Genomic DNA, 21,811 nt, shown 5'->3' on the forward strand with positions numbered 1-21,811 from the left:
TTTTATAAATTTTTAATATAGAAAAGGTATTAAAAAGATAAAGCATGAATTAATACCAATAACCAACCGCTAACTAAAAGTAAACCGCCAATTGGAGTTATAGGTCCTAAAAACTTTACCTTTTTGCCTTTAGCATCACTTAAAACAAGGCCATAAATACTAAAAGAGAATAGTATAATGCCAATAGTGAAGCAGCAATATGTTGCAGTTGTTATCATTTCAGCATTAAAGCCCAAAACTAATAAAACAATAGCATGATACATTTGGTATTTTACACCAACTTCAAAACTATGTAATTGTTCTGTAGATAATATTTTCTTTAAAGCATGAGCTCCAAAAGCACCAAATATTACAGATAACATTCCGAAAGCAGCAGCGGTAGCAATTATAGTTTGTTGTGTCATTAAAGTGCGGTTTAGTAAGCTATTTTTGTGTGTAATTTATACTATCACCCACAGAAATTTTCCAAGTATCAACCAAACCAGCATTAATTTCTAAAACATATTTTGCTGGTGCATTTGAAGGTAGCGAACTTTCATCAAAAGGTTTTGCGTTTTTTTGAAAGCTTACTATTTTATAAGCATCATCAATATAGATTAAATCTAAAGGAATACGCGTGTTTTTCATATAAAAGTAACGCTCTTTAAAGTCATTAAAAACAAATAGCATGCCTTGATTTTTCTCCATAGAATCTCGGTACATCAATCCTGTTTGTATATCAAAATCAGTGTCAGCAATTTCAATATCTAAATTTACTTTTGTGGAATCTGATTTTATAATGGATAGTTCGCCTTCCTTAGTAAAAGTTACTTCTGTTTGCTTTACAACCTTTTTGTCTTCTTTACATGATGAAAAGATTATAAATAGTACACTAACAATTAATAAAGTATATCGTTTCAATAACATGTTATTTTACAACTGATTTCGGTTTAAAAATGAACATAAAGTAAAGTCCTAATAGCACAAACGGAATACTTAACCATTGCCCTGTGTTTAGGAACCAATCTGCTCGTTCTTGATTTTGTGGTTCTTTAACAAACTCAACAAAGAAACGAATAGTCCAAAGTAGTACTAAGAATAGTCCAAAAAGAAAGCCTGTTTGGTCTTTTTTATTAGTTTTAGTATAGAAATACCATAAAATTAAAAACACAAAAATATAGCAAAACGATTCATATAATTGAGCAGGATGGCGATAAGGTACTTTGTCTAATAACTCAGCAAATTGCGGATTGTCAGTAACAGCAGCATATGCTTTTTTCACATCCTTGATTCCTGTAAGTTGTGTAATTTCTCTTTTGTAATATTCATCTTGAATAAAACGAACTCCAAAATTAGAATCGGTTACTTTTCCAATAATTTCAGAATTAATAAAATTTCCAATTCTAATAAAAACAGCACCAGAAGCTACAGAAATTACAATTCTATCTAAAATCCATAAAAGCGATTTGTAATTGTATTTTCTTCGGTATAAATACATACCAATAATAATACCTATAGCAGCACCATGACTAGCAAGTCCTTGAAAACCTGTAAATTCAAAACCACCTTTGAATTTAAAAGGTAAAAAGATGCTAAAGAAATCTTGACTTATTAATTCCGATTGATAAAATAACACATGACCTAAACGAGCTCCTAGCATGGTTGCTAAAACCGTATATATAAAAAGCGGGTCTAAGTAATCTAATGATACTTTTTCTTTTGTGAAAATACGTTTCATAATATACCATCCAACAATAAATGCTGTAACCCACATAAGGCTGTAAAAATGGAGTTTGAAATTTCCAATAATGTCAATGCCAGTTATTGGGTTCCAATCAAATTTTAATAGTTGCATAGTTTTTGTTTTTTCAACGTAAATATAAAAGTTTGAAATCTCTTTAGTGTTAAAATTTATTTAATTAGTTCAATAATTTCAACTTCAAAAATAAGATTCGTTTTTCCAGGAATACCTCTGTTTCCAGCTTCTCCGTAAGCTAAATGGTATGGTATAAAAAGAGTAGCTTTATCTCCAATACTTAATTGTTGTAAACCTTCTTTAAAGCCTGCAATCATTTTAGCGTCAGGGCTAATATCGGCAGGAATAGGTTTGTAAGCATTTGCAGCTTTCTTTCTTTCATTAACAGCATTAAGAGTTTCTGCAATTTCTAGTTTGCTTGTGTCAAGTAATTTTCCGTCTTCAAAATAAACAGAATAATGGGTTAATACTTCTGCAATTTCAGGTAATTTTTTACCAGTTCCTTTTTCTGTAATCAGATATTGTAAACCAGATGGCAGGGTGATGGCTTCTTCTTTTTGTTTGCTAAATTTCTCTTTTGTTGCTTTTAAAAGCGCTTCAGTTTTTGCTGCAGCTTCTTTTTCTTTTTTCTCAGCTTCAGCAAAATGATTCACAAAAATATCTGGAGCATCAAACTTTTTAGCCTCTTTTCCTTTTCGTATAATATTTAATTCTGTAATAACAACATCTACTTCGGGCTTATTATTAGCGCCTGTTTTTACATTTGATATGCTATCTTCTACATCTAATCCTAATACAAGTTCTCCAAAAACAGTATGTCTGTTATCTAAGTGTGGAGTAGGTTTATCTGTTATAAAAAACTGACTTCCATTTGTTTTTGGTCCAGAATTAGCCATAGATAAAATACCAGCTTTATCATGTGTTAAATCAGGGTTAAACTCATCCATAAATTTGTAACCTGGGTTTCCAGTTCCATTACCCAAAGGATCGCCTCCTTGAATCATAAAATCATTAATAACACGATGAAAAATGGTGCCATTATAGAATTTTTTTCCTTTATATTTTTCATTAACCATGATGTTTTCTCCTTCGGCTAATGATACAAAATTGGCAACTGTAATGGGTGTTTTCTCGTAATCTAGTTTTGCTACCATAATACCTTTTGTAGTTACAAATTCAGCATACATGCCGTCTTCTAGATCTGGGTATTGTGCTTTACATGCTGTAAAACTTATTAATAATGCTAAGAATGAAATTTTAATAGTATGTTTTAATAGGTGCATTGTAATATATTTAGTTTTGGGTTGTTATAGAATTTACGGTGACTTCACAAACTATAGGTGTATTGTGTGATATTTTATTTTCATCTCCATAATAACCATAAGCTTTTTGTGATGGAAATATAAAAGTTGCTGTTTCACCAGTTTTTAAAAGTTTTAAACCTTCACGTAAACCTGTGAAAAGCTCTTGCTTATCCATAGCATACGTTTGAGTTTTTATTTCTTCCTTAGAATAAATAAGGTCTCCATTTAAGCGTTTTACATCATAGTTATAGTTTATAATGTCTCCAAAAACGGGTGTTTTTAAAGAATCATTTTCAACTTTAAGATTGTAGTAGTACCAAAATCCGCTTTGAGAAGCTATGAATGTATTATTTTGCTGCTCCATAATTTTTTGAATAGCAGCTTGTTCTTTAGCATTTAATTTTTTGTTGCGTTCTATGGAAGCATTAATAATAGACCCTGATTTAGTAGATATAGGTTTTCTAGCCTCAGGACTTTTACATGCCGCTATAAATACAATGCATATTAATGTTAAAAATTTATTCATTATTCAGGGATTTATTATAGCTAGGTAATATATTGATAAATTTTTCAATAGTATCATTTAGTGATAAATGACTTCTTCCTCCGGCAGCATTTGTATGACCACCACCTTCAAAATGAGAGCGTGATAATTCGTTAACCGAAAAATCGCCTTTCGAGCGCAACGATATTTTTATAATACCTTCTTGTCTGTCTTCAATAAAAATAGCAGCAAGTACTATGTTTTGTAAAGATAACGCATAATTAACAACGCCTTCGGTATCACCTTTCTTATAATTATATTTAAATAATTCCTCTTGCGATAAACTAATATAGGCCGCTCTAGATTCTGGAATAACTTTTAAGTTATTAAGGGCGCATCCTAATAATTGTAAACGTTCGTAGGTATTAGTGTCGTATACATTATTATGAATTTGGGTATTGTCTGCTCCTTTTTCTATAAGATGTGCAATAATTTCGTGCGTTCTACTTGTGGTAGAACGAAACCTGAAAGAGCCTGTATCTGTCATGATTCCCACATATAAACAGGTAGCAATTTCAACATTTATAGCATCGGTATCACCAAGCATATCAATAAAATGATATATCATTTCGCAGGTAGAACTCATGCTTACATCACTAAACATGTAGGTGGCATAATTATCTGGCGCTTGATGGTGGTCTATCATTATTTTAATAGCACTGCTTTTTTCTAGAACAGTTTCCATATTTCCTGTTCTATGATATGCATTAAAATCTAGGGTAAAAATAATATCGGCAGCTTCAACTAAATCATTACAAGTTTTTGTTTGCGAATCGTGTTTTAAAATAGTAGATTCTCCTGGTATCCATTTTAAAAAACTAGGATAATCATTTGGCGTTATTACTGTAATATCGTGATTGTTGTTTTTTAATAAGTAGTGGTATAAACCTAAAGTAGAGCCAATAGCATCGCCATCAGGGTTTTTATGTGGTACAATTACTATCTTTTTTTTTGTTGAAAGTAGCTGTTTTATACTTGTAATATCTTCTTTTGTCATAGTGAGCGAAGATACAATTTTTTAAAATTTGTTTATATTGTTTTTAAATAGAAATACATTACTTTTGCGCAAAATTAAATTTAATAAAATGGCAACAAATAGAACATTTACAATGCTAAAGCCAGATGCGGTTGAAAAAGGACACATTGGCGCAATATTAGAAAAAATTTCAGCTTCAGGATTTAGAATTGTTGCAATGAAATTAACACAGATGACTAAAGCTGATGCTGAAACATTTTATGCAATTCATAATGAGCGTCCGTTTTTTGGAGAGTTAGTTGAATATATGACTCGTGGACCAATTGTTGCTGCAATTTTAGAAAAAGAAAATGCAGTTGAAGATTTTAGAACTTTAATTGGTGCTACAAACCCTGCTGATGCGGCCGAAGGTACTATTCGTAAAATGTTTGCAGATTCAATTAGTGAAAATGCAGTACACGGAAGTGATAGCGATGATAACGCTGCTATTGAAGGTGCTTTTCATTTCTCTGGAAGAGATATGTTTTAAGTATTAAAAAATATTTATATAAAAAATCCCGCAACATTGTTGCGGGATTTTTGTTTCAATAATGTTAGTAATATATATTAAACTACTTTTACATTTACTGCGTTTAAACCTTTTCTACCTTCCTGTAAATCAAATTCAACTTCATCGCCTTCGCGAATTTCGTCGATTAATCCAGAAATGTGAACAAAATGTTCTTTGTTTGAACCTTCTTCTATTATAAATCCGAATCCTTTAGAATCGTTGAAGAATTTTACTGTTCCTTTACTCATTGTTTTAAAAATATTAAATTAATTACTAATTGGATTGCAAACTTAATGCCAAATAATAATTTTCTACTTAACAGTGAGTTATGCGAGGAAAAGATAAGAAATAAAAAAAAGCCTGTCAAATATTTTTGACAGACTTTTAAGTTGTAATTGTTAAAGTATATATCTTAGATTACTTTTACGTTTACGGCGTTTAATCCTTTTCTACCTTCTTGTAGATCGAATTCAACTGCATCACCTTCACGAATTTCATCGATAAGTCCTGAAATGTGTACGAAATGTTCTTTGTTGTTGTCATCTTCAGTGATAAATCCAAATCCTTTTGAATCGTTGAAGAATTTTACGGTACCTTTACTCATTGTATTTGTATTAAAATAATTAAGTCTCAAAGGTAGCATAAATAATGATAGCTTTTTCTTTTATTTTAAAATATTTATAATATTTTAAAATATCTAATTATCGCAGTACCAGTTTTTTAATAATTTCTTTGCCTAATTCTTCGTTAAGCATGTCTATTATTTTTTGTTTACCATAGCTTAATTCTTCTCTAAGAACACTAGAACTCAATTGTATATATAAGGTATCTCGCTCTAAATTTACAGATGTTGTGTAGTTGTTAACGCCATTTCCCATAAGGTTTGCCCAAGCATCGGCAACATTTACTTTGTCTAAACCTTTTTCTAATTTATTGGTTTCAACAAATTCTCTTAATGCGTCACTTATGCTTATATGTTCGTTGTTACGTTTTGCCATAGTGTCTATTATAACTTGTTAAGTCGGTTTTATTCTTAAATATCAAATTTAAATAATTTCCTTACGTGTTTTTCTTTTTGATACCAATCATTATAAACTAATTCTATGTTGTTTACAGAAAATGAGCCAAAGTTATAATTTTTAAAGCTTTCAATGGCTTTTAATAATTCAGATTTTTTATTTAATTTTTCTTTAAAACGAACTACTGTACTGTGTGCTGTTTGTATAGAATAACGTTTGTCAATACTTTGCTCTAAGGTAGTGTTTTTAAAGTTTTCTCTTAAGTTGTTTCTTATGTTGTTTAAAGATTCGTTATTCATAAAACCTTGTATCATAATACATGAAGGAGATGCTGTAATTCCTTTAAAATCAATTTTTAAATTAGAATTTTTAATGATGCTTTCTTCAATAATTTTTATGTATTCAGATTGTTTGATGTTTTCTAATTTAAATCCATCATAACATGATATAATAGACATAACTGTTATATGGATATCTGAATTTTGATAATAATATTGATTTGAATCTATTGATTTTAGTTCATTTAGAAATTTTTGAATTTCATTTTTAACTTCAATAGAAGGTCTTATAACAAGTGTGATTCCGAATCTTTTATCTAATGAAGATTCTATTAAATCATCAATTTGATAATTGTTATTAGATATTTTTTGAATAGATTCTGTGTAAAGATTGTTGTAGTGCTCGTTAAGGTTCATTTAAACAAGTTTAAAGCTTAAAAATCTCATAACTTTGATGCACTTGTTTTACAGCTGCTTCAGTACGTTCGGCATGTGTGTCGCTTATAAATAATTGTCCGAAATTCTCGTCATCTACTAACTTAATAATTTGTGAAACACGGTTTTCATCCAGTTTATCAAAAATATCATCTAATAGTAAAATAGGATTTACATTGCTCTGTGCTTTTATAAAATCGAATTGCGCTAATTTTAAGGCTATTAAAAACGATTTTTGTTGACCTTGACTTCCGAATTTTTTAATAGGATGTTCTGCTATATTAAAATGTAAATCGTCTTTATGAATGCCAACGCTGGTATATTGTAGCGCTTTATCTTTGTTAATAGCTTGTTGTAATAGTGTGTTTAAATCATTTTCAAATAAATCACTATGGTATTTTAAATCAACTACTTCATTTCCATTACTAATGGCTTCGTAACGCGACTTAAAAATAGGAATGAATGCTTTTAAAAAAGAATCACGTTTTTCAAAAATTTGAGAGCCATAATCGGTAAGTTGCTTGTTGTAAACCTCGAGGGTGTCTTTATTAAACGTATGATTAAGTGCGAAATATTTAAGTAAGGCATTGCGCTGTGCCAAGATTTTGTTGTAATTTATTAAATAGCTTAAATAATTTTTATCGCTTTGCGAAATAACGCTGTCTATAAATTTTCTACGTGTAGTACTGCCTTCAATAATTAAATCTCTATCGGCAGGCGAAATAATTACCAAAGGTAAAAAGCCAATGTGCTCGCTAAATTTTTCATAGGCTTTTCCGTTGCGTTTAATTACTTTTTGTTGTCCGCGTTTTAGGCTAACAATGATTTTTTCAGGTTTACTTTCTTTTTCATATTCACCATTAACCACAAAAAAGTCTTCATTGTGCTTAATGTTTTGAGTTGCTACCGGATTAAAATAACTTTTTCCAAAAGATAAATGATAAATAGCATCTAAAACATTGGTTTTACCAATACCATTATTACCAACAATACAGTTTATTTTCTCATTGAAAGTAAATGATTTACTATCAAAATTCTTGTAATTAAGTAATGAAAGTGATTTTAAAATCATAAAAATGGCAACTTATTGTGTGCTTCGAACTTGTAATTCATAAAAAGAAGTGCAAATTATTGAAAAATATCAAATAAATACCCTTTTAGTTCTGAAGAAAAATTATATTTTTGCGCCACATTAATTTAGAAAGAATAAATGGCGACTTATAATAAAAGAGGTTATAAACCTAAAAATAAAGTAGAGAAAGAACAGAATATAGAAGAAGGTTCTACAACTGCAGAAGTGTTTAATACGTTAGATGAAACGGCATCTAAAACTGAAGACTTTGTTGCTAAGAATCAAAAATATATTTTTATTATAGTAGGACTCGTTGCTGCGGTAGTTTTAGGGTCTTTAGCTTATAAAGAATATGTAGCAAAACCAAAGCAGGTAAATGCTATGAACGATATGTTTCAAGCTCAGAAATATTTTGATGAAGCTGTAACTGGTGCGAAAAAAGATTCTTTATACAATTTGGCACTAAATGGTGGTGAAGGTAAATTTGGAATGTTAGATATTATTGAAGAATATAGTGGAACACCATCGGCTAATTTAGCTAACTATTATGCAGGTACTGCTTACTTAAGGTTAAAAGATTACAAGAATGCCGTTGAGTATTTAAGTAATTTTAAAAGTGATGACGAAATTTTAGCGCCTTTAGCAAAAGGAAATATAGGTGATGCTTTTGTGCAATTAAACCAGAAAGATGATGCTTTAGGGTATTATGAAGAAGCTGCTAATATGCGTAACAATGGATATACAACACCAATGTATTTATATAAAGCAGGAGCTATTGCTTTAGATTTAGGAAAAGCTGATAAAGCTTTATCATATTTCGAAAAAATAAAAGAAGAGTTTCCTAATGCTAATGAAGCTTCAACGGTTGATGTCTTTATTGGAAAAGCAAAAGTTTTAGCAAATAAATAGTACCAATTTTAATATAAAATGGCTACGATAAATAAAAATTTATCAGATTACGATAAAGCAACAATCCCAGACGCGAGTAAATTTCGGTTTGGGATTGTTGTTTCAGAATGGAATGATAATATTACCGAAGGCTTATACCAAGGGGCTTACGACGCTTTAATCGAAAATGGTGTATTGCCAGAAAATATAGTGCGTTGGAATGTTCCAGGTAGTTTTGAACTTATTTACGGAAGTAAGAAAATGCAAGAGCAAATGGTAAATGCTGTTATTGCTATTGGTAGTGTAATTCAAGGTGAAACGAAACATTTCGATTTTGTTTGCGAAGGTGTTTCACAAGGCATCAAAGACCTTAATGTATTGCATGAAACACCCGTGATTTTTTGTGTGCTTACCGATAATAATATGCAACAATCTATCGAGCGTTCTGGAGGTAAACACGGAAATAAAGGCACTGAAGCTGCTATAGCTGCTATAAAAATGGCTGAGTTAAGAAATAATAGTTAGTCATTTTTAAATTTTAAGAGTATTCTGTTTAAGGTGTTTTGTTAACAATTTTTGGCATTTCAATTCTTAGTTTCTCCCTATTTTTAAGTATTTTTGAGGTATAAGCATTCATACACTTTGTTTAAACAGCGTAAAAATAAATCGTTTAATTATCAATCAAGATTTTCAAAAGAAGAAGGTAATTCTGACTTAGAAACATCTAGTGAAAAGGATTTTGCTTCAAAATGGAAGCAAAATAATAAACGTAAAGTAGGAGCGTCTATGTCAATGCGTACCTTAATCTTTGTTTTGGTATTATTATTGATTTGTATGTATTTATTAGAAAAAAAATACATGTAACTTAAAAAACTTAGAAATTATGGGAATCTTAAAATTGCGTAAAAATAAAAAGTTTAGTTATACACCTCGCTTTTATGATGATAAAGGACAAGGCAATCCTTATGAAATTAAACATAAGTTTGATGAATATAGAACAACAGTTGGTAATAACAATGGGTTGAAAACTAAATTTGTTAATGCTTTAAACGAATTAAAAACTAATAAAGATAAAGAAGCAAATCGACGCATAATTATTATTGTAGCTGTGCTTGTTTTATTATTTCTTTTTATCATCGATTTCGATTTATCTATTTTCTTTTCTAAATAATACATGGCAGATATCATTCAGCTTTTACCAGATCATGTAGCAAATCAAATAGCTGCTGGAGAAGTTGTACAACGTCCAGCATCAGTAGTTAAAGAACTTCTTGAAAATGCTATAGATGCAGGAGCATCAACTATTAAACTTATAATAAAAGATGCAGGTAAAACACTTGTACAGGTTATTGATGACGGTAAAGGTATGAGTCATACTGACGCCCGATTAAGTTTTGAGCGTCATGCAACTTCTAAAATTCGAAGTGCCGATGATTTATTTCAATTAAACACTAAAGGGTTTCGTGGTGAAGCTTTAGCTAGTATTGCTGCTATTGCACATGTAGAATTAAAAACAAAGCAGGAAAGTGATGATGTTGGTAATGTTATAGTTATTGAAGGTAGCAGCGTTACCTCTCAAGAAGTTGTTGTAACACCTAAAGGATCTTCTATTTCTGTAAAAAACTTGTTTTTTAATATTCCTGCTAGACGCAATTTTTTAAAATCAAATACAGTAGAATTACGCCATGTTATTGATGAGTTTCATCGTGTGGCATTGGCGCATCCAGATATTAGTTTTGCACTTTATAATAATGGAAGTGAATCATTTAATTTACCAATTAGTAATTTTAGACAACGTATAGTCAATATTTTTGGAAATAAAACAAATGAAAAATTAGTACCTGTTGAAGAAGAAACCGAGGTGTTAAAAATTTCAGGATTTGTAGGAAAACCAGAGTTTGCTAAAAAATCTAGAGGCGAACAGTATTTTTTTGTGAACGACCGTTTTATAAAAAGTGCCTATTTAAATCATGCTATTTCTTCGGCTTTTGAAGGTTTACTAAAAAGCGGTACGCATCCAAGTTATTTTTTAAATCTTACGGTAGATCCGCAAACTATAGATATTAATATTCATCCAACAAAAACAGAAATTAAGTTTGATGATGAGCATACGCTTTATGCCTTATTACGATCGGCTGTAAAACATAGTTTAGGACAGTTTAATATAGCACCTGTGTTAGATTTTGATCGCGATCCTAGTTTAGATACACCATACAGTTATAGTAATAAAGACAAAGCAGATACTCCTAAAATAGAAATAGATAGAAGCTTTAATCCGTTTAAAGAAGAAACCGCTTCTAAAGCTAGGGCAGTGGCTTATAAAAAAGAACCAGCTTCTAGTTCTAGTTGGGAAAGTTTATATGTTGGATTAGAATCTAAAGGCACCAAAACCGAACAAGATTTTAGTGAAGTGCATTTTGAAAGTGAGGCAGAAACCGTGTCTATATTTGAAAATGATAAAGAAGTAGAGCATACTCATACTACCTATCAACTTCATAACAAATATATTGTAAGTACTATTAAATCTGGTATGATGATTATCGATCAACATCGCGCGCATCAACGTGTTTTGTATGAAGATTTTCTTCAAAACTTAACGGTTAAGGAAGCTATGAGTCAACAATTGTTGTTTCCGCTTCAGTTGCATTTTTCAACTCAAGAAATTGTTGTTATTCAGCAATTAAAAGATGATTTAGAACATACAGGTTTTATGTTTTCTAACGTTAAAGAAGAGTTGGTAGAAATTACAGGCGTGCCAGTTGGTGTGCCAGAAAGTGAGGTTTCTATTATTTTAGAACAATTAATTAGTGATGTTGAGAATGAAGTGCCAGATAGTAATTTTAGTGCTGCCGATTTATTAGCAAAATCTATGGCTAAAAGTTTAGCTATTAAAACAGGGCAATCATTACAAAAAGATGAACAAGAACATTTGGTAAATAAGTTGTTTGCTTGTAAAGAACCTAATGTTTCGCCTACTAATAGAGTTACATTTGTTACGATGAGTGTTGATGAGTTAGATAAAAAATTTATATAGATTATGATGAGGATTTCAGAAACCGTTAAGCATTTAATAATCATTAATGTGATTATGTTTATTGGTACTTTGTCCATAGGTAATGGTGAATTGTTTTATGAATGGTTTGCTATGTATTTTCCAAAGAATGATGAGTTTAGGCCTTGGCAAATAATAACGCACATGTTTATGCATGGAGGTGTTTCACATATTTTGTTTAATATGTTTGCGCTTTGGATGTTTGGTTCTCCAGTTGAGCAAGTTTTAGGGTCTAAACGTTTTTTGTTTGTTTATATTTCTGCAGGTTTAGGCGCTGTAGCTTTGCAGGTTGGGTATTATTATTTTCAATATATTCCATCATTAAATGATATTTCAACATTAGGATTGCCAAATGATTTAGTGGATAAAATTATTAATTTAAATATTTTGAATGGTAATGTTTTTGACAGTAAAATTTTATCAAAAGAAATGATTCAGGTTTTTTCTGAATATGGAATTAATTCTTCTGTTATTGATCAATCAGCATTTAATGCTTTGTATGAAATGAATGTTGTTACAAACAATAGTTCAATGGTAGGAGCATCTGGTTGTATTATGGGTGTTATGGTAGCATTTGGAATGATGAACCCTAATGCTGAATTAATGATGATATTTTTGCCAATTCCTGTAAAAGCAAAATATTTTATTCCAGGAATTATTATTTTAGATTTAATTTCAGGATTAAGTGGGCATTCTATATTTAGTCCTAGTAATACAGCTCATTTTGCACATGTTGGAGGTGCATTAACAGGCTTTTTAATTATGTGGTATTGGAAAAAAACGCAGTTTAATAGAAATCGTTGGAACTAATGACAACTCTCTCTCAAGACATAAAAGAAAAATTATCTAATCTTAATGTGTTAGAAAAAATTATTGCTATTAATATAGTAGTTTTTATTATTGGTTATTTGCTAACTAAGTTTTTGACTCTTCCTGATGAGACTAGTTTGAAGTGGCTAGATTTACCTAGTGACTTTTCTAATTTCATTTTAAAGCCTTGGGCAATTATTAGCTATGCATTTTTACATTATAATTTCATGCATATTTTGTTTAATATGTTATGGTTGTATTTTATAGGGCGTATGTTTTTAAACTTGTTTAGCCCTAAAATGGCATTGAATATTTATTTTTTAGGAGCTATGTCTGGAGGATTGTTATATATGCTTTGCTACACGTTGTTTCCTAGTGTGTTTGGTGTTAATACGCATTTGGTTGGTGCTTCGGCAGCTATAAGAGCTTTGTTAATATTTCTTTGTGCATATATGCCTAATCAAGATGTGCGTTTTTTCACCTTTAATTTAAAGCTTTGGTACGTAGGTTTAGCTATTGTTATTATTGATGTTATTGGAGTGGTCGCAGGTCTTAATGATCCTTTGGGTAATTCTGGAGGGAACTTAGCCCATTTAGGTGGTGCTTTATTAGGTTATTTATATGCTAAGCAATTACTGAAAGGTAATGATATAGGTAAAGGGTTTGAAGCGCTTATGGATAGCACTACAAATATGTTTAAACCTTCAAAAAAAACACCTTTAAAAACAGTACACAAAAATAAAAGCAAAGTTGGTGGTTTTAAGAAAGCTGATTTTAATGAGTTTAATAACCAGAAAAAAATTGATATTATCTTAGATAAGATTAGTAAAAGTGGTTATGATGGTTTAACTGCCGAAGAAAAGGAATATTTATTTAGAGCAGGAAAGTAATATGATTTAGCTTCTAAAAAAAATAATGAAGTATATGAAAAAGTTGCGTTTTATTGATAAAATAATCTATTTCATCAATGTTGTTTTTGCAACTTTGTTACTGTTTTCTTATGCTTTACCTTTTTTACCTCCTAAAACATTTTCCATATTATCAGTTCTTAATTTAGGTGTTTCTTTTATTGGTTTAATCAATGTTTTGTTTTTTATCTATTGGTTAGTAAAACGGAAAAAGCAATTCATGTTGTCTTTCGTAATTCTGTTAATTGGATATTTGTCTTTTGGAACTTTATATAAGTTTTCATCTTCAGAAAAAACTGAAAACCCTCAGGATATAAAGGTGATGAATTATAATGTTCGTCTTTTTAATTTGTATGATTGGATTCCTGAGAAAGGTGTTGAAACTAAAATGGTAGATTTTATAAAAACGGAAGCACCAGATGTTTTAAGTATTCAGGAATATCATCCACATAAAAATATCGATTTGTCATTTTTTAAACATAAGTTTGAAAAGCTTTCAGGTAAAAAAACAAAATATGGACAAGCTATTTTTTCTCAGTTTCCTATTGTGAATTCTGGTTCTGTTGAATTTCCAGATACAGGTAATAATGCTATTTTTGCAGATGTTGTAAAGGGAGTGGATACCATACGTTTTTATAATATTCATTTAGAATCGTTACATATTGATACAAAGGTTGAAAGTCTCAAAAAAGAAGATTCTGAACGTCTTTTAAAACGTGTTGGAAGAACTTTTAAAATGCAACAGTTTCAAACTGAATTATTTTTAATGCATAAAAAACAGTGCACATATAAAATGGTTATTTGTGGCGATTTTAATAACACAGCGTTCTCGTATGTGTATAGAAAAATAAAAGGCGATTTAAATGACACGTTTAAAGAACGCGGGAGTGGTTTTGGACGTACTTACGATTTTAAATTCTTTCCAGTAAGAATTGATTTTATTTTTGCTGATGATGCTTTTGCTGTAAATGGTTTTAAGACTTATGAAAACCAATATTCAGATCATTATCCTGTTATGACGAACTTAAGTATGGATAAATAAGTTTGTCATTTCTGTGTAGACAGGAATTTGTTTCTAAATTATTACATAAACGAGCAATCTACAAAATCTGAAAAAATATGTATGACTAAGCCCAATGCAACTAATCGTGACTTTTTAGGAATTAAAAGAAATACATAAAACAAAATAGCAAAATAGGAGTGAAGCGGGTGAAAACCTATACTACATCTATTTGGATCGAAAATAGGAGTTGCTAATAGATGGTCTAAGTCTATTAACATGCCCGCAAACATAATTAAAAAGGCTGTTTTCCATGTTCTTTTATAGAAAAGTAAAGCAACAAGTAACGGAATAAAAATATGACATCCGTAATGCGCAAAGGTTTGTAGCATTATTGAGTTATTATAGTTTGAGTTTCTAAATAATTTAAAGCATTAGGGCCCTCATTAAATAATAAATCTAAGATGCTTAAATTAGGGATATAACCATGTTTATTATTAAAAACTTGTGTATAAGTATCAAAAGTGTGAGGTTGTTCTTTTTTAGCGTTTACTAAATATCTGAAATCTGAAAACCCTTCAATTGTATTTTGATAAACTTCCGTTTTAGAAATATTTAATTCTAATTGTAGGCAATCGCAAATAACTTCAAAACATTTTAAATTAAAATCTAAAATGTAATCAACTTTTAGATCAAATAAGGGTTGAAGTTCATCTTCGTAATATTCGAAAAAAGGAGAGGTTCTGTATGCTGAAAGCAATGATTTCCAATGAAGACTTTGCCATTTTTCTTCATTAAAAATTTTAACATCACGGTATTTTTGACGATTTTTTTGCGTGTGTATAACAGGAATATTTAAAGTCAGTTTTCCGTTAGCTCCGTATATATAAGTCCTATTTCTATAGGTTTGTTTTAAAAAATTATCATCAACCTCAAGTTTTACTTCCTTTGCTTTGACCATAGCAACGAAATGTGCAATGTTTGGAAAATATGTTGGATGAATGATGATTTTCATTTGTACTGTCATTCCTGCGTAGGCAGGAATCTTATAAATTGAAACTTATTTTAGATTGCGGATTCCTGCCTTCGCAGGAATGACAAATATTAACAAATTAACTACTTTTTTTTCGTGCTCTCCATTTATTAAATCCAAATAATCCAAATAGTAAAACTATAAACGGAATGAAAACAGATGTAGCTTTTCCTGATCCGCTAACGGTAGTAAAGAAACGTTCCCATCTAGGGTTTTTGCCATCCCAACTCATCCAAATAAATACAGGTTTACCAACTACATGGTCAAAAGGAACAAATCCCCAAGCTCTTGCATCAATTGAGTTATGGCGGTTGTCACCCATCATCCAATAGTAATCTTGTTTAAAGGTATATGAAGTTGCTACTTCACCATTAATTAAAATTTGGTTGCCCTTAACTTTTAATTCGTTGCCTTCGTATTCCGAAATAGCTCGTTTATACAATGGTAATACGTCTAGGTTTATGTCAATTGTTTTTCCTGCTTCAGGTATATATAAAGGACCAAAAAAGTCTACATTCCAATTATAATTAGGGTCATGTGGAAAAATATTTGAATCTCTTACTCCTTTCTCTTGTATATTAGGAGTAATACTAGCTACGTTAGGGTGATTTTTAAATTTAGCTAATGCTTCATCAGAAATAGCAGAAAAGTAATAAGTGTTTTTGTTATTTATAATTCCAAAACCATCTGTAATGTCGTAACGTTCTTTTAAGTATTTAGGATTAAACTGATTGGTTTTAGGTTGTACATAATAACTGAATTGTAAATGTGCGCGATCTGGTAATACATTTTTCTTGCCATTTATATAAACAAAACCATCACGTACTTCTAAAGAATCTCCAGCAATAGCAACACAACGTTTTACTAAATTGGTTTTCTTATCTATTGGTTTGTAATAATTTCTATCAGGATGAAAGTTATTCATATCCAACAGAGTATCTGCAGGTTGATTGAATACTACAATTTCATTTCTTTCAATTTTTTCAAATCCAGGGAATCTTAAATATGGAAGCTGTAGTTTATTTATCCATGAATTACTTCCTTTATGATCATCAAATAAATACGATTTATTTTTTAAAACAGGTATAGTATCATGCACCATAGGAGCTCCAACTGTTGTCATTGGTATTCTAGCTCCGTAATGAAACTTACTTACAAATAGAAAATCGCCTACTAATAATGATTTTTCTAATGAAGAAGAAGGGATTGTAAAAGGTTGAATAAAATACGTGTGAACAATTGTTGCTGCTACAATAGCAAATAAGATAGAACTTGTCCATTCACCAGAACCAGATTTCGGATTAATACTTCTATCTTTTACATGTTCTACATTGGTGAAATAATTTAAATAGTAGTTGTAAAAACCAAGTGTAATAATAGATAAAAAGGTGTCTATAGGTTGGTTTTTACCAAAACTCCTTGCGGTTTCTACCCAAACTACTATAAACATAATTATGTTTACAATAGGTAAAAATAGTAGAATTACCCACCACCAAGGGCGATTAATGATTTTCATTAAAATAACACCATTGTATACTGGTACAAAAGCTTCCCAAGCTTGTCTGCCTGCTTTAATATATAGCTTCCAAGTGCCTAAACCATGTATTACTTGAATAATTAGAATGAATATAAACCATTGCATCAATGTCATAATCGTAATTTTTAATTTTTTTGTTAGTAGTTAAACTTCCTTATGTTGTTACATAAAGTTATAAGTATTAACCAATATTTAACACATCGTTCATTGTGAAAACACCTGCTTTACCAACAATCCATTCAGCTGCAATTACGGCACCAAGGGCAAACCCTTGTCTGTTGTGCGCAATGTGCTCAATAGTTATTGTATCAACTTCACTTTCATAATTAACTGTATGTGTTCCGGGTACGTCTTCGATACGTTTAGCTACAATTGGAATTGTAGTGTCTTCTTTTTTTGCATCTAATTCCCAAGCTTTAAAATTAGTGTTAAATTCTATAACATCGTTTGCTAATGAGATGGCTGTCCCACTAGGAGCATCAAGCTTTTTAGTATGATGAATTTCTTCCATTGAAACATTGTATTGTTTCAAATTACTCATCATTTTTGCTAATGTTTTATTTAACTCGAAAAATATATTAACTCCTAAACTATAATTAGAAGTGTAAATAAATGCGCCCTTTTTTTCTTTACATAAAGCCACTGCATTATCATAATTTTCTAACCAACCCGTTGTTCCAGAAATAACAGGAACATTATTATTTAAACAATTAGATATGTTGTTGAAAGCAACGTTAGGTATGCTAAAATCTATAGCAACATCTGCTTTTGTTATATCGTAATCTCTATCATCTTTGTCAACCTTTAAAACAATATTATGTCCACGTTTAATGGCAATTTGTTCTATGGTTTGTCCCATTCTTCCGTATCCTAGTAAAGCAATGTTCATAATTAAAATTTAAAATTTAAGGTTAATCCGAGATTGCCTGTTGCATCAATCTCATTCATTTTATAATGTGGTGTTAAAGATAAGTTTTCATCGACATTAAATTGCATTAAATGCGATGATACATTGGCTTCAATAATATTTAAAGCATAAATACCCACAAGTGCCAAAAGTGTCATTTCTTTATTCTTTCTATAGAATTTTTGAGCTCTTTCAAGGCCTTCTGTAGTTACTCTTGGAGTATCTAATGGTTCACCTTGAGAATCAAGATAAAACTCATCATTTTTAAAGCCAGCTAATCTACTTTTATAAGCATCTCTATATCTATTGTATTCTTTAGTATTGTTGGTGTAAAAGTAGATTCCAGTACCTAGAGCTGCATAAACAAGTGGTATTTTCCAATACTGTTTATTGTAGGCTTGTCCTAAACCAGGTAAAACAGCAGAATAAAAAGCGGCTTTAGCCGGAGATAATGGATTTATAGGTTCGTTAATAGTAACAAGCGAATCTATAACGATCTCTTTTTTAGGCTTTTGTTTTTTTGTTTTTTTTTCTTGTCCAATTATTGAAAAGCAAAAAAGTAATGCGAATAGACTTGCTATTATGAATTTATTTGGCACCTTGAACTAATTTTTTAATACGATTAAAATCTTCTTCTGAATGAAAAGGAATGGTTATTTTTCCTTTACCGTTCTTAGAGACTTTAACGTCAATTTTATGACCAAAGTATTCTGAGAATGTACTAACACCTTTTTTTATAAACTTTGGAAGTTCTTCTACCTCATCTTCTTTCTTCTTTGAAGGTACTTTTACTTTGTCGTTATCATTAAAGTTACGCACCATAACTTCAGTGTCTCTAACTGATAGTTTATTAGATAATACTTTTTCATATATATCTAATTGTGTTGCTTGGTCTTCAATAGTTATTAAAGCACGGCCGTGTCCCATATATATAAAACCATCTCGCATACCAGTTTGTATGATAGGATCTAATCTTAGTAAACGTAAATAGTTTGTGATGGTAGAACGTTTTTTTCCAACACGTTCGCTCATTTGCTCTTGTGTTAAATTAATTTCATCAATTAAACGTTGGTATGATAATGCAATTTCTATAGGATCTAAATCTTGACGTTGAATGTTTTCAACAAGTGCCATTTCTAATGATTCTTGATCATTAGCAATTCTTACGTAAGACGTAATGGTTTCTAATCCTAATAATTTAGTAGCTCTAAAACGACGTTCTCCTGAAACTAATTGGTATTTGTTGAAGCCTAGTTTTCTAACAGTTATAGGCTGAATAATGCCTAGTTCTTTAATAGAAGAAGCCAATTCGCGTAACGATTCTTCGCTAAAATTAGTTCGAGGTTGAAACGGGTTAACTTCAATAAAATCAATGTCTAATTCAATAATATTACCAATTACTTTATCAGCATTTTTATCTTGAACAGATTGTATGTCGTTGCTAGGGTCGCTTAAAAGAGCCGATAAACCTCTACCTAAAGCTTGTTTTTTGGTTGCCTTAGCCATAATTTAGGAGTTTTTATTGATAATTTCTTTTGCCAAACTTAAGTAATTACTTGCTCCTTTACTAGCAGCATCATAATTAATTATGCTTTCACCATAGCTTGGAGCCTCACTTAAGCGTACGTTACGTTGTATAATGGTTTGGAAAACCATATCGTTAAAGTGTTTTTGTACTTCTTCAACCACTTGATTAGATAATCGTAAGCGCGAATCGTACATGGTAAGTAATAAGCCTTCAATATCTAATTCTGGATTATGAATTTTTTGAACACTCTTAATTGTGTTTAGTAACTTGCCTAAACCTTCTAGTGCAAAATATTCACATTGTATAGGTATTACTACAGCATCAGCAGCCGTTAAAGCATTTAGTGTTAATAAGCCTAACGATGGCGCACAATCAATTATAATATAGTCATAATCGTTTTTAATTTCTTGTAATGCTTTTTTTAGCATGTATTCGCGTTCTTCTTTATCAACAAGCTCTATTTCGATAGCAACTAAGTCAATATGCGACGGAATAATATCTAAGTTTGGTGTTTCTGTTTTAATAATAGCTTCTTTTGCTGAATTTGAATGTTCTAAAAGTTGGTAGGTTCCTATCTCAACAGATTCTACATCAATTCCAATTCCAGAAGTTGCATTTGCTTGAGGGTCAGCATCAATAAGTAATACTTTTTTTTCTAGAACGCCTAGTGAAGCGGCTAGGTTTATAGATGTTGTTGTTTTTCCAACACCTCCTTTTTGGTTAGCAATTGCAATGATTTTACCCATTAAATGATTTGGTTTTATTAACGGTAAAAATACGATTATTTATGAGGAATAAAAATGGATTATGTTAAGAACGTACAGTCTATTATTAAAATAGATATATTTGGATATATTTTTATGTTTTTAATCTCTTTTTTAAGGTTTTATATGCTATACTGTACCTGTAAAAAAAATATTTATTAGTGGTTTTATTTTTTCCTTATAAAATCATCTTTTGTAGAAATAAATCGAAGTTAGCTTCAAATCCAGTTAATAATTGCACATAAATAGTTTTTTTGTTTGAAGACACGACATATGATGAATTAAAGCTAGTTGATTTTTTTTTATAATTGTCAATTCTATGTATTGCTTTAAAAATTTGAACATTTGAGTTACTATTGTATTTAGCTGTTATTTTAGTAAACTCTAAATCGGTTTTTTTAGAAACCTTTTTGTTATTCATAGATATTAAACCCAAAATATATTGTGCATCTTGTTTGTTTAGTGGCATATATGGCATGGTGTTTATTGTATATGTAGAGCGTGTGTCTTCCTCAAAAAAAATATAAAAATTACCTTTCATTTGTTTTAAATGTTGTAGACGTTTTATTTCTAATTGATAATCTTCTTTGGTTGTTAATGAATCTAATAAATGCTGATATTCTGCTATTGAATATTTTTTAAAGCTTTCTGGTAGATAAATTTTTATACCATCATCACTTAGAAAATGATAGGTTCCTTTTATGTCTTTAATATTATCAATATTAATCCAATTATTTATATCTGATGGCATTCTTAAACAGGAAACCATGAATAAAGGAATTACAATTAAAAAGAATGATGTTATTGAGTTTTTTTTATTCAATAGGTATAATAATGTTTATCTTGTAATAATTAATTATGTAAATAAATTCTATTTCTCAAAATTTAATTTAGATAAATCTAAGTTAAATAAATTGGCATAAAATAAATCGAAGGCTACATATGATGCTAAATGTTTGTCTGAAATCACATTTCTATATTTTGTAGCTAATGGTGAAGCAAATAACTTTGGACTCATGCTATTTGTTGATAAAAGCGCATTAAATGTTGTTTTTAAATTTTCATCTTTTAAATTCTCTGCAATACATTTTATAAGCTTACTATTATAATTTAAATGACTTTTTGTGTTGTTAGCATCCCATAAATCATTGTCTTGCTTTAGTGTCTTAAAAATATTTGAAGTATGTTCTGAAATGATTTCTTCATATTTAGCTCTTCCATAACGAGCATTTCTAATAAACTGGCTATAAGCTTGAATTAAAGATGGGTTTGGTTTGTTTTTACTATAAAAAATTAAGATATCATTTTCAAATGAATACAATGCTTCATTATATAATTTTGAATTGACATCAGTGCATGTTAAAGCAATGGATTTGTCACTATATTTAAATTCAGGTAACGTGTTTTCGTTTTTACAACTTAGTAAAGTCATTCCTAAAAATAATGCAATAAGTTTTAAATTTGAGTTCAT

The 21,811-nt window shown here is 30.1% G+C and carries 29 protein-coding genes; 9 read left to right on the forward strand and 20 right to left on the reverse strand.

Annotated elements, in window-relative coordinates; all coding sequences use genetic code 11:
• Positions 1–29: 29 nt before the first annotated feature.
• Genes ACH5TW_RS13995 through ACH5TW_RS14020 form a run of 6 tightly spaced genes read right to left on the reverse strand, consistent with a single transcriptional unit; the run spans position 30 to position 4,580 of the window.
• Positions 30–404 (reverse strand): DUF423 domain-containing protein, encoded by a 375-nt coding sequence (locus tag ACH5TW_RS13995; RefSeq protein ID WP_439337126.1) that lies wholly within the window; start codon positions 402–404, stop codon positions 30–32.
• Between the two features lie 19 nt (positions 405–423).
• Complete coding sequence (locus tag ACH5TW_RS14000) at positions 424–906, reverse strand: DUF192 domain-containing protein (RefSeq protein WP_439337127.1); 483 nt, start codon at positions 904–906, stop codon at positions 424–426.
• A gap of 1 nt (position 907) precedes the next feature.
• A complete protein-coding gene (lgt, locus tag ACH5TW_RS14005; RefSeq protein ID WP_439337128.1) occupies positions 908–1,834 on the reverse strand; it encodes a prolipoprotein diacylglyceryl transferase in 927 nt (308 codons plus the stop codon).
• 56 nt (positions 1,835–1,890) lie between these two features.
• On the reverse strand, positions 1,891–3,018 hold the full coding sequence (locus ACH5TW_RS14010) for a peptidylprolyl isomerase (RefSeq protein WP_439337129.1): 1,128 nt from the start codon (positions 3,016–3,018) through the stop codon (positions 1,891–1,893).
• A 10-nt stretch (positions 3,019–3,028) separates the two neighbouring features.
• Positions 3,029–3,565: a gliding motility-associated peptidyl-prolyl isomerase GldI gene (gene gldI, locus ACH5TW_RS14015; protein ID WP_439337130.1), complete on the reverse strand. Its 537-nt coding sequence runs from the start codon at positions 3,563–3,565 to the stop codon at positions 3,029–3,031.
• Entirely contained in the window at positions 3,558–4,580 is a 1,023-nt protein-coding gene (locus tag ACH5TW_RS14020; protein ID WP_439337131.1) for a DHH family phosphoesterase, read from the reverse strand. The genes gldI and ACH5TW_RS14020 overlap by 8 nt, the downstream gene beginning before the upstream one ends.
• Positions 4,581–4,668: 88 nt before the next feature.
• Here ACH5TW_RS14020 and ACH5TW_RS14025 point away from each other — a divergent pair, with 88 nt between their 5' ends.
• Positions 4,669–5,088, forward strand: a complete 420-nt coding sequence (locus ACH5TW_RS14025; protein WP_439337132.1) for a nucleoside-diphosphate kinase — start codon at positions 4,669–4,671, stop codon at positions 5,086–5,088.
• Between the two features lie 77 nt (positions 5,089–5,165).
• Here the strand turns inward: ACH5TW_RS14025 and ACH5TW_RS14030 are convergent, their stop codons facing one another.
• From ACH5TW_RS14030 to recF, 5 genes are all read right to left on the reverse strand, one after another.
• Positions 5,166–5,357 (reverse strand): cold-shock protein, encoded by a 192-nt coding sequence (locus tag ACH5TW_RS14030; RefSeq protein ID WP_439337133.1) that lies wholly within the window; start codon positions 5,355–5,357, stop codon positions 5,166–5,168.
• Positions 5,358–5,521: 164 nt separating this feature from the next.
• Complete coding sequence (locus tag ACH5TW_RS14035; protein WP_034044451.1) at positions 5,522–5,713, reverse strand: cold-shock protein; 192 nt, start codon at positions 5,711–5,713, stop codon at positions 5,522–5,524.
• Between the two features lie 97 nt (positions 5,714–5,810).
• A complete protein-coding gene (locus ACH5TW_RS14040) occupies positions 5,811–6,107 on the reverse strand; it encodes a DciA family protein (RefSeq protein ID WP_439337134.1) in 297 nt (98 codons plus the stop codon).
• Positions 6,108–6,142: 35 nt separating this feature from the next.
• Positions 6,143–6,823 carry a mutarotase gene (locus ACH5TW_RS14045; protein ID WP_439337135.1) on the reverse strand — a complete coding sequence of 227 codons (681 nt, stop codon included), beginning with the start codon at positions 6,821–6,823 and terminating at the stop codon, positions 6,143–6,145.
• Between the two features lie 10 nt (positions 6,824–6,833).
• Positions 6,834–7,913, reverse strand: coding sequence for a DNA replication/repair protein RecF (recF, locus tag ACH5TW_RS14050; RefSeq protein ID WP_439337136.1), 1,080 nt, complete (start codon positions 7,911–7,913; stop codon positions 6,834–6,836).
• Positions 7,914–8,051: 138 nt separating this feature from the next.
• On the opposite strand from recF, the gene ACH5TW_RS14055 reads away from it, so the two are divergent.
• The 8 genes from ACH5TW_RS14055 (at position 8,052) to ACH5TW_RS14090 (ending at position 14,613) form a co-directional block, all read left to right on the forward strand.
• Positions 8,052–8,822, forward strand: coding sequence for a tetratricopeptide repeat protein (locus ACH5TW_RS14055; RefSeq protein WP_439337137.1), 771 nt, complete (start codon positions 8,052–8,054; stop codon positions 8,820–8,822).
• A gap of 18 nt (positions 8,823–8,840) precedes the next feature.
• A complete protein-coding gene (gene ribH / locus ACH5TW_RS14060; RefSeq protein WP_439337138.1) occupies positions 8,841–9,326 on the forward strand; it encodes a 6,7-dimethyl-8-ribityllumazine synthase in 486 nt (161 codons plus the stop codon).
• Between the two features lie 93 nt (positions 9,327–9,419).
• Complete coding sequence (locus ACH5TW_RS14065; RefSeq protein WP_439337139.1) at positions 9,420–9,665, forward strand: hypothetical protein; 246 nt, start codon at positions 9,420–9,422, stop codon at positions 9,663–9,665.
• Positions 9,666–9,684: 19 nt separating this feature from the next.
• Positions 9,685–9,972 carry a riboflavin synthase subunit beta gene (locus ACH5TW_RS14070; protein ID WP_439337140.1) on the forward strand — a complete coding sequence of 96 codons (288 nt, stop codon included), beginning with the start codon at positions 9,685–9,687 and terminating at the stop codon, positions 9,970–9,972.
• Between the two features lie 3 nt (positions 9,973–9,975).
• Positions 9,976–11,835: a DNA mismatch repair endonuclease MutL gene (mutL, locus tag ACH5TW_RS14075; RefSeq protein ID WP_439337141.1), complete on the forward strand. Its 1,860-nt coding sequence runs from the start codon at positions 9,976–9,978 to the stop codon at positions 11,833–11,835.
• A 3-nt stretch (positions 11,836–11,838) separates the two neighbouring features.
• Positions 11,839–12,663 carry a rhomboid family intramembrane serine protease gene (locus ACH5TW_RS14080; protein WP_439337142.1) on the forward strand — a complete coding sequence of 275 codons (825 nt, stop codon included), beginning with the start codon at positions 11,839–11,841 and terminating at the stop codon, positions 12,661–12,663.
• Positions 12,663–13,553, forward strand: a complete 891-nt coding sequence (locus tag ACH5TW_RS14085) for a rhomboid family intramembrane serine protease (protein ID WP_439337143.1) — start codon at positions 12,663–12,665, stop codon at positions 13,551–13,553. The genes ACH5TW_RS14080 and ACH5TW_RS14085 overlap by 1 nt, the downstream gene beginning before the upstream one ends.
• 25 nt (positions 13,554–13,578) lie before the next feature.
• Positions 13,579–14,613, forward strand: a complete 1,035-nt coding sequence (locus ACH5TW_RS14090; protein ID WP_439337144.1) for an endonuclease/exonuclease/phosphatase family protein — start codon at positions 13,579–13,581, stop codon at positions 14,611–14,613.
• Positions 14,614–14,654: 41 nt separating this feature from the next.
• Here ACH5TW_RS14090 and ACH5TW_RS14095 read toward each other — a convergent pair whose 3' ends face one another.
• From ACH5TW_RS14095 to ACH5TW_RS14135, 9 genes are all read right to left on the reverse strand, one after another.
• Entirely contained in the window at positions 14,655–14,963 is a 309-nt protein-coding gene (locus tag ACH5TW_RS14095) for a DUF6122 family protein (protein ID WP_439337145.1), read from the reverse strand.
• Positions 14,963–15,586, reverse strand: a complete 624-nt coding sequence (locus tag ACH5TW_RS14100; RefSeq protein ID WP_439337146.1) for a WbqC family protein — start codon at positions 15,584–15,586, stop codon at positions 14,963–14,965. Before ACH5TW_RS14100 ends, ACH5TW_RS14095 begins: the two co-directional genes overlap by 1 nt.
• Positions 15,587–15,683: 97 nt before the next feature.
• The gene (gene lepB, locus ACH5TW_RS14105) at positions 15,684–17,255 is read right to left on the reverse strand and encodes a signal peptidase I (protein ID WP_439337147.1); all 1,572 of its coding nucleotides are present in this window, start codon (positions 17,253–17,255) and stop codon (positions 15,684–15,686) included.
• A 67-nt stretch (positions 17,256–17,322) separates the two neighbouring features.
• On the reverse strand, positions 17,323–18,030 hold the full coding sequence (gene dapB, locus ACH5TW_RS14110) for a 4-hydroxy-tetrahydrodipicolinate reductase (protein WP_439337148.1): 708 nt from the start codon (positions 18,028–18,030) through the stop codon (positions 17,323–17,325).
• A gap of 2 nt (positions 18,031–18,032) precedes the next feature.
• Positions 18,033–18,647: a DUF5683 domain-containing protein gene (locus tag ACH5TW_RS14115; RefSeq protein ID WP_439337149.1), complete on the reverse strand. Its 615-nt coding sequence runs from the start codon at positions 18,645–18,647 to the stop codon at positions 18,033–18,035.
• Positions 18,637–19,554, reverse strand: coding sequence for a ParB/RepB/Spo0J family partition protein (locus ACH5TW_RS14120; RefSeq protein WP_439337150.1), 918 nt, complete (start codon positions 19,552–19,554; stop codon positions 18,637–18,639). Before ACH5TW_RS14120 ends, ACH5TW_RS14115 begins: the two co-directional genes overlap by 11 nt.
• 3 nt (positions 19,555–19,557) lie before the next feature.
• A complete protein-coding gene (locus tag ACH5TW_RS14125) occupies positions 19,558–20,322 on the reverse strand; it encodes a ParA family protein (RefSeq protein ID WP_439337151.1) in 765 nt (254 codons plus the stop codon).
• A gap of 196 nt (positions 20,323–20,518) precedes the next feature.
• Positions 20,519–21,163, reverse strand: a complete 645-nt coding sequence (locus ACH5TW_RS14130; protein WP_439337152.1) for a hypothetical protein — start codon at positions 21,161–21,163, stop codon at positions 20,519–20,521.
• Positions 21,164–21,211: 48 nt separating this feature from the next.
• The gene (locus ACH5TW_RS14135) at positions 21,212–21,811 is read right to left on the reverse strand and encodes a hypothetical protein (RefSeq protein ID WP_439337153.1); all 600 of its coding nucleotides are present in this window, start codon (positions 21,809–21,811) and stop codon (positions 21,212–21,214) included.

The organism is Thalassobellus sediminis, assembly GCF_044386045.1.
Taxonomy (GTDB): Bacteria; Bacteroidota; Bacteroidia; order Flavobacteriales; family Flavobacteriaceae; genus Thalassobellus; species Thalassobellus sediminis.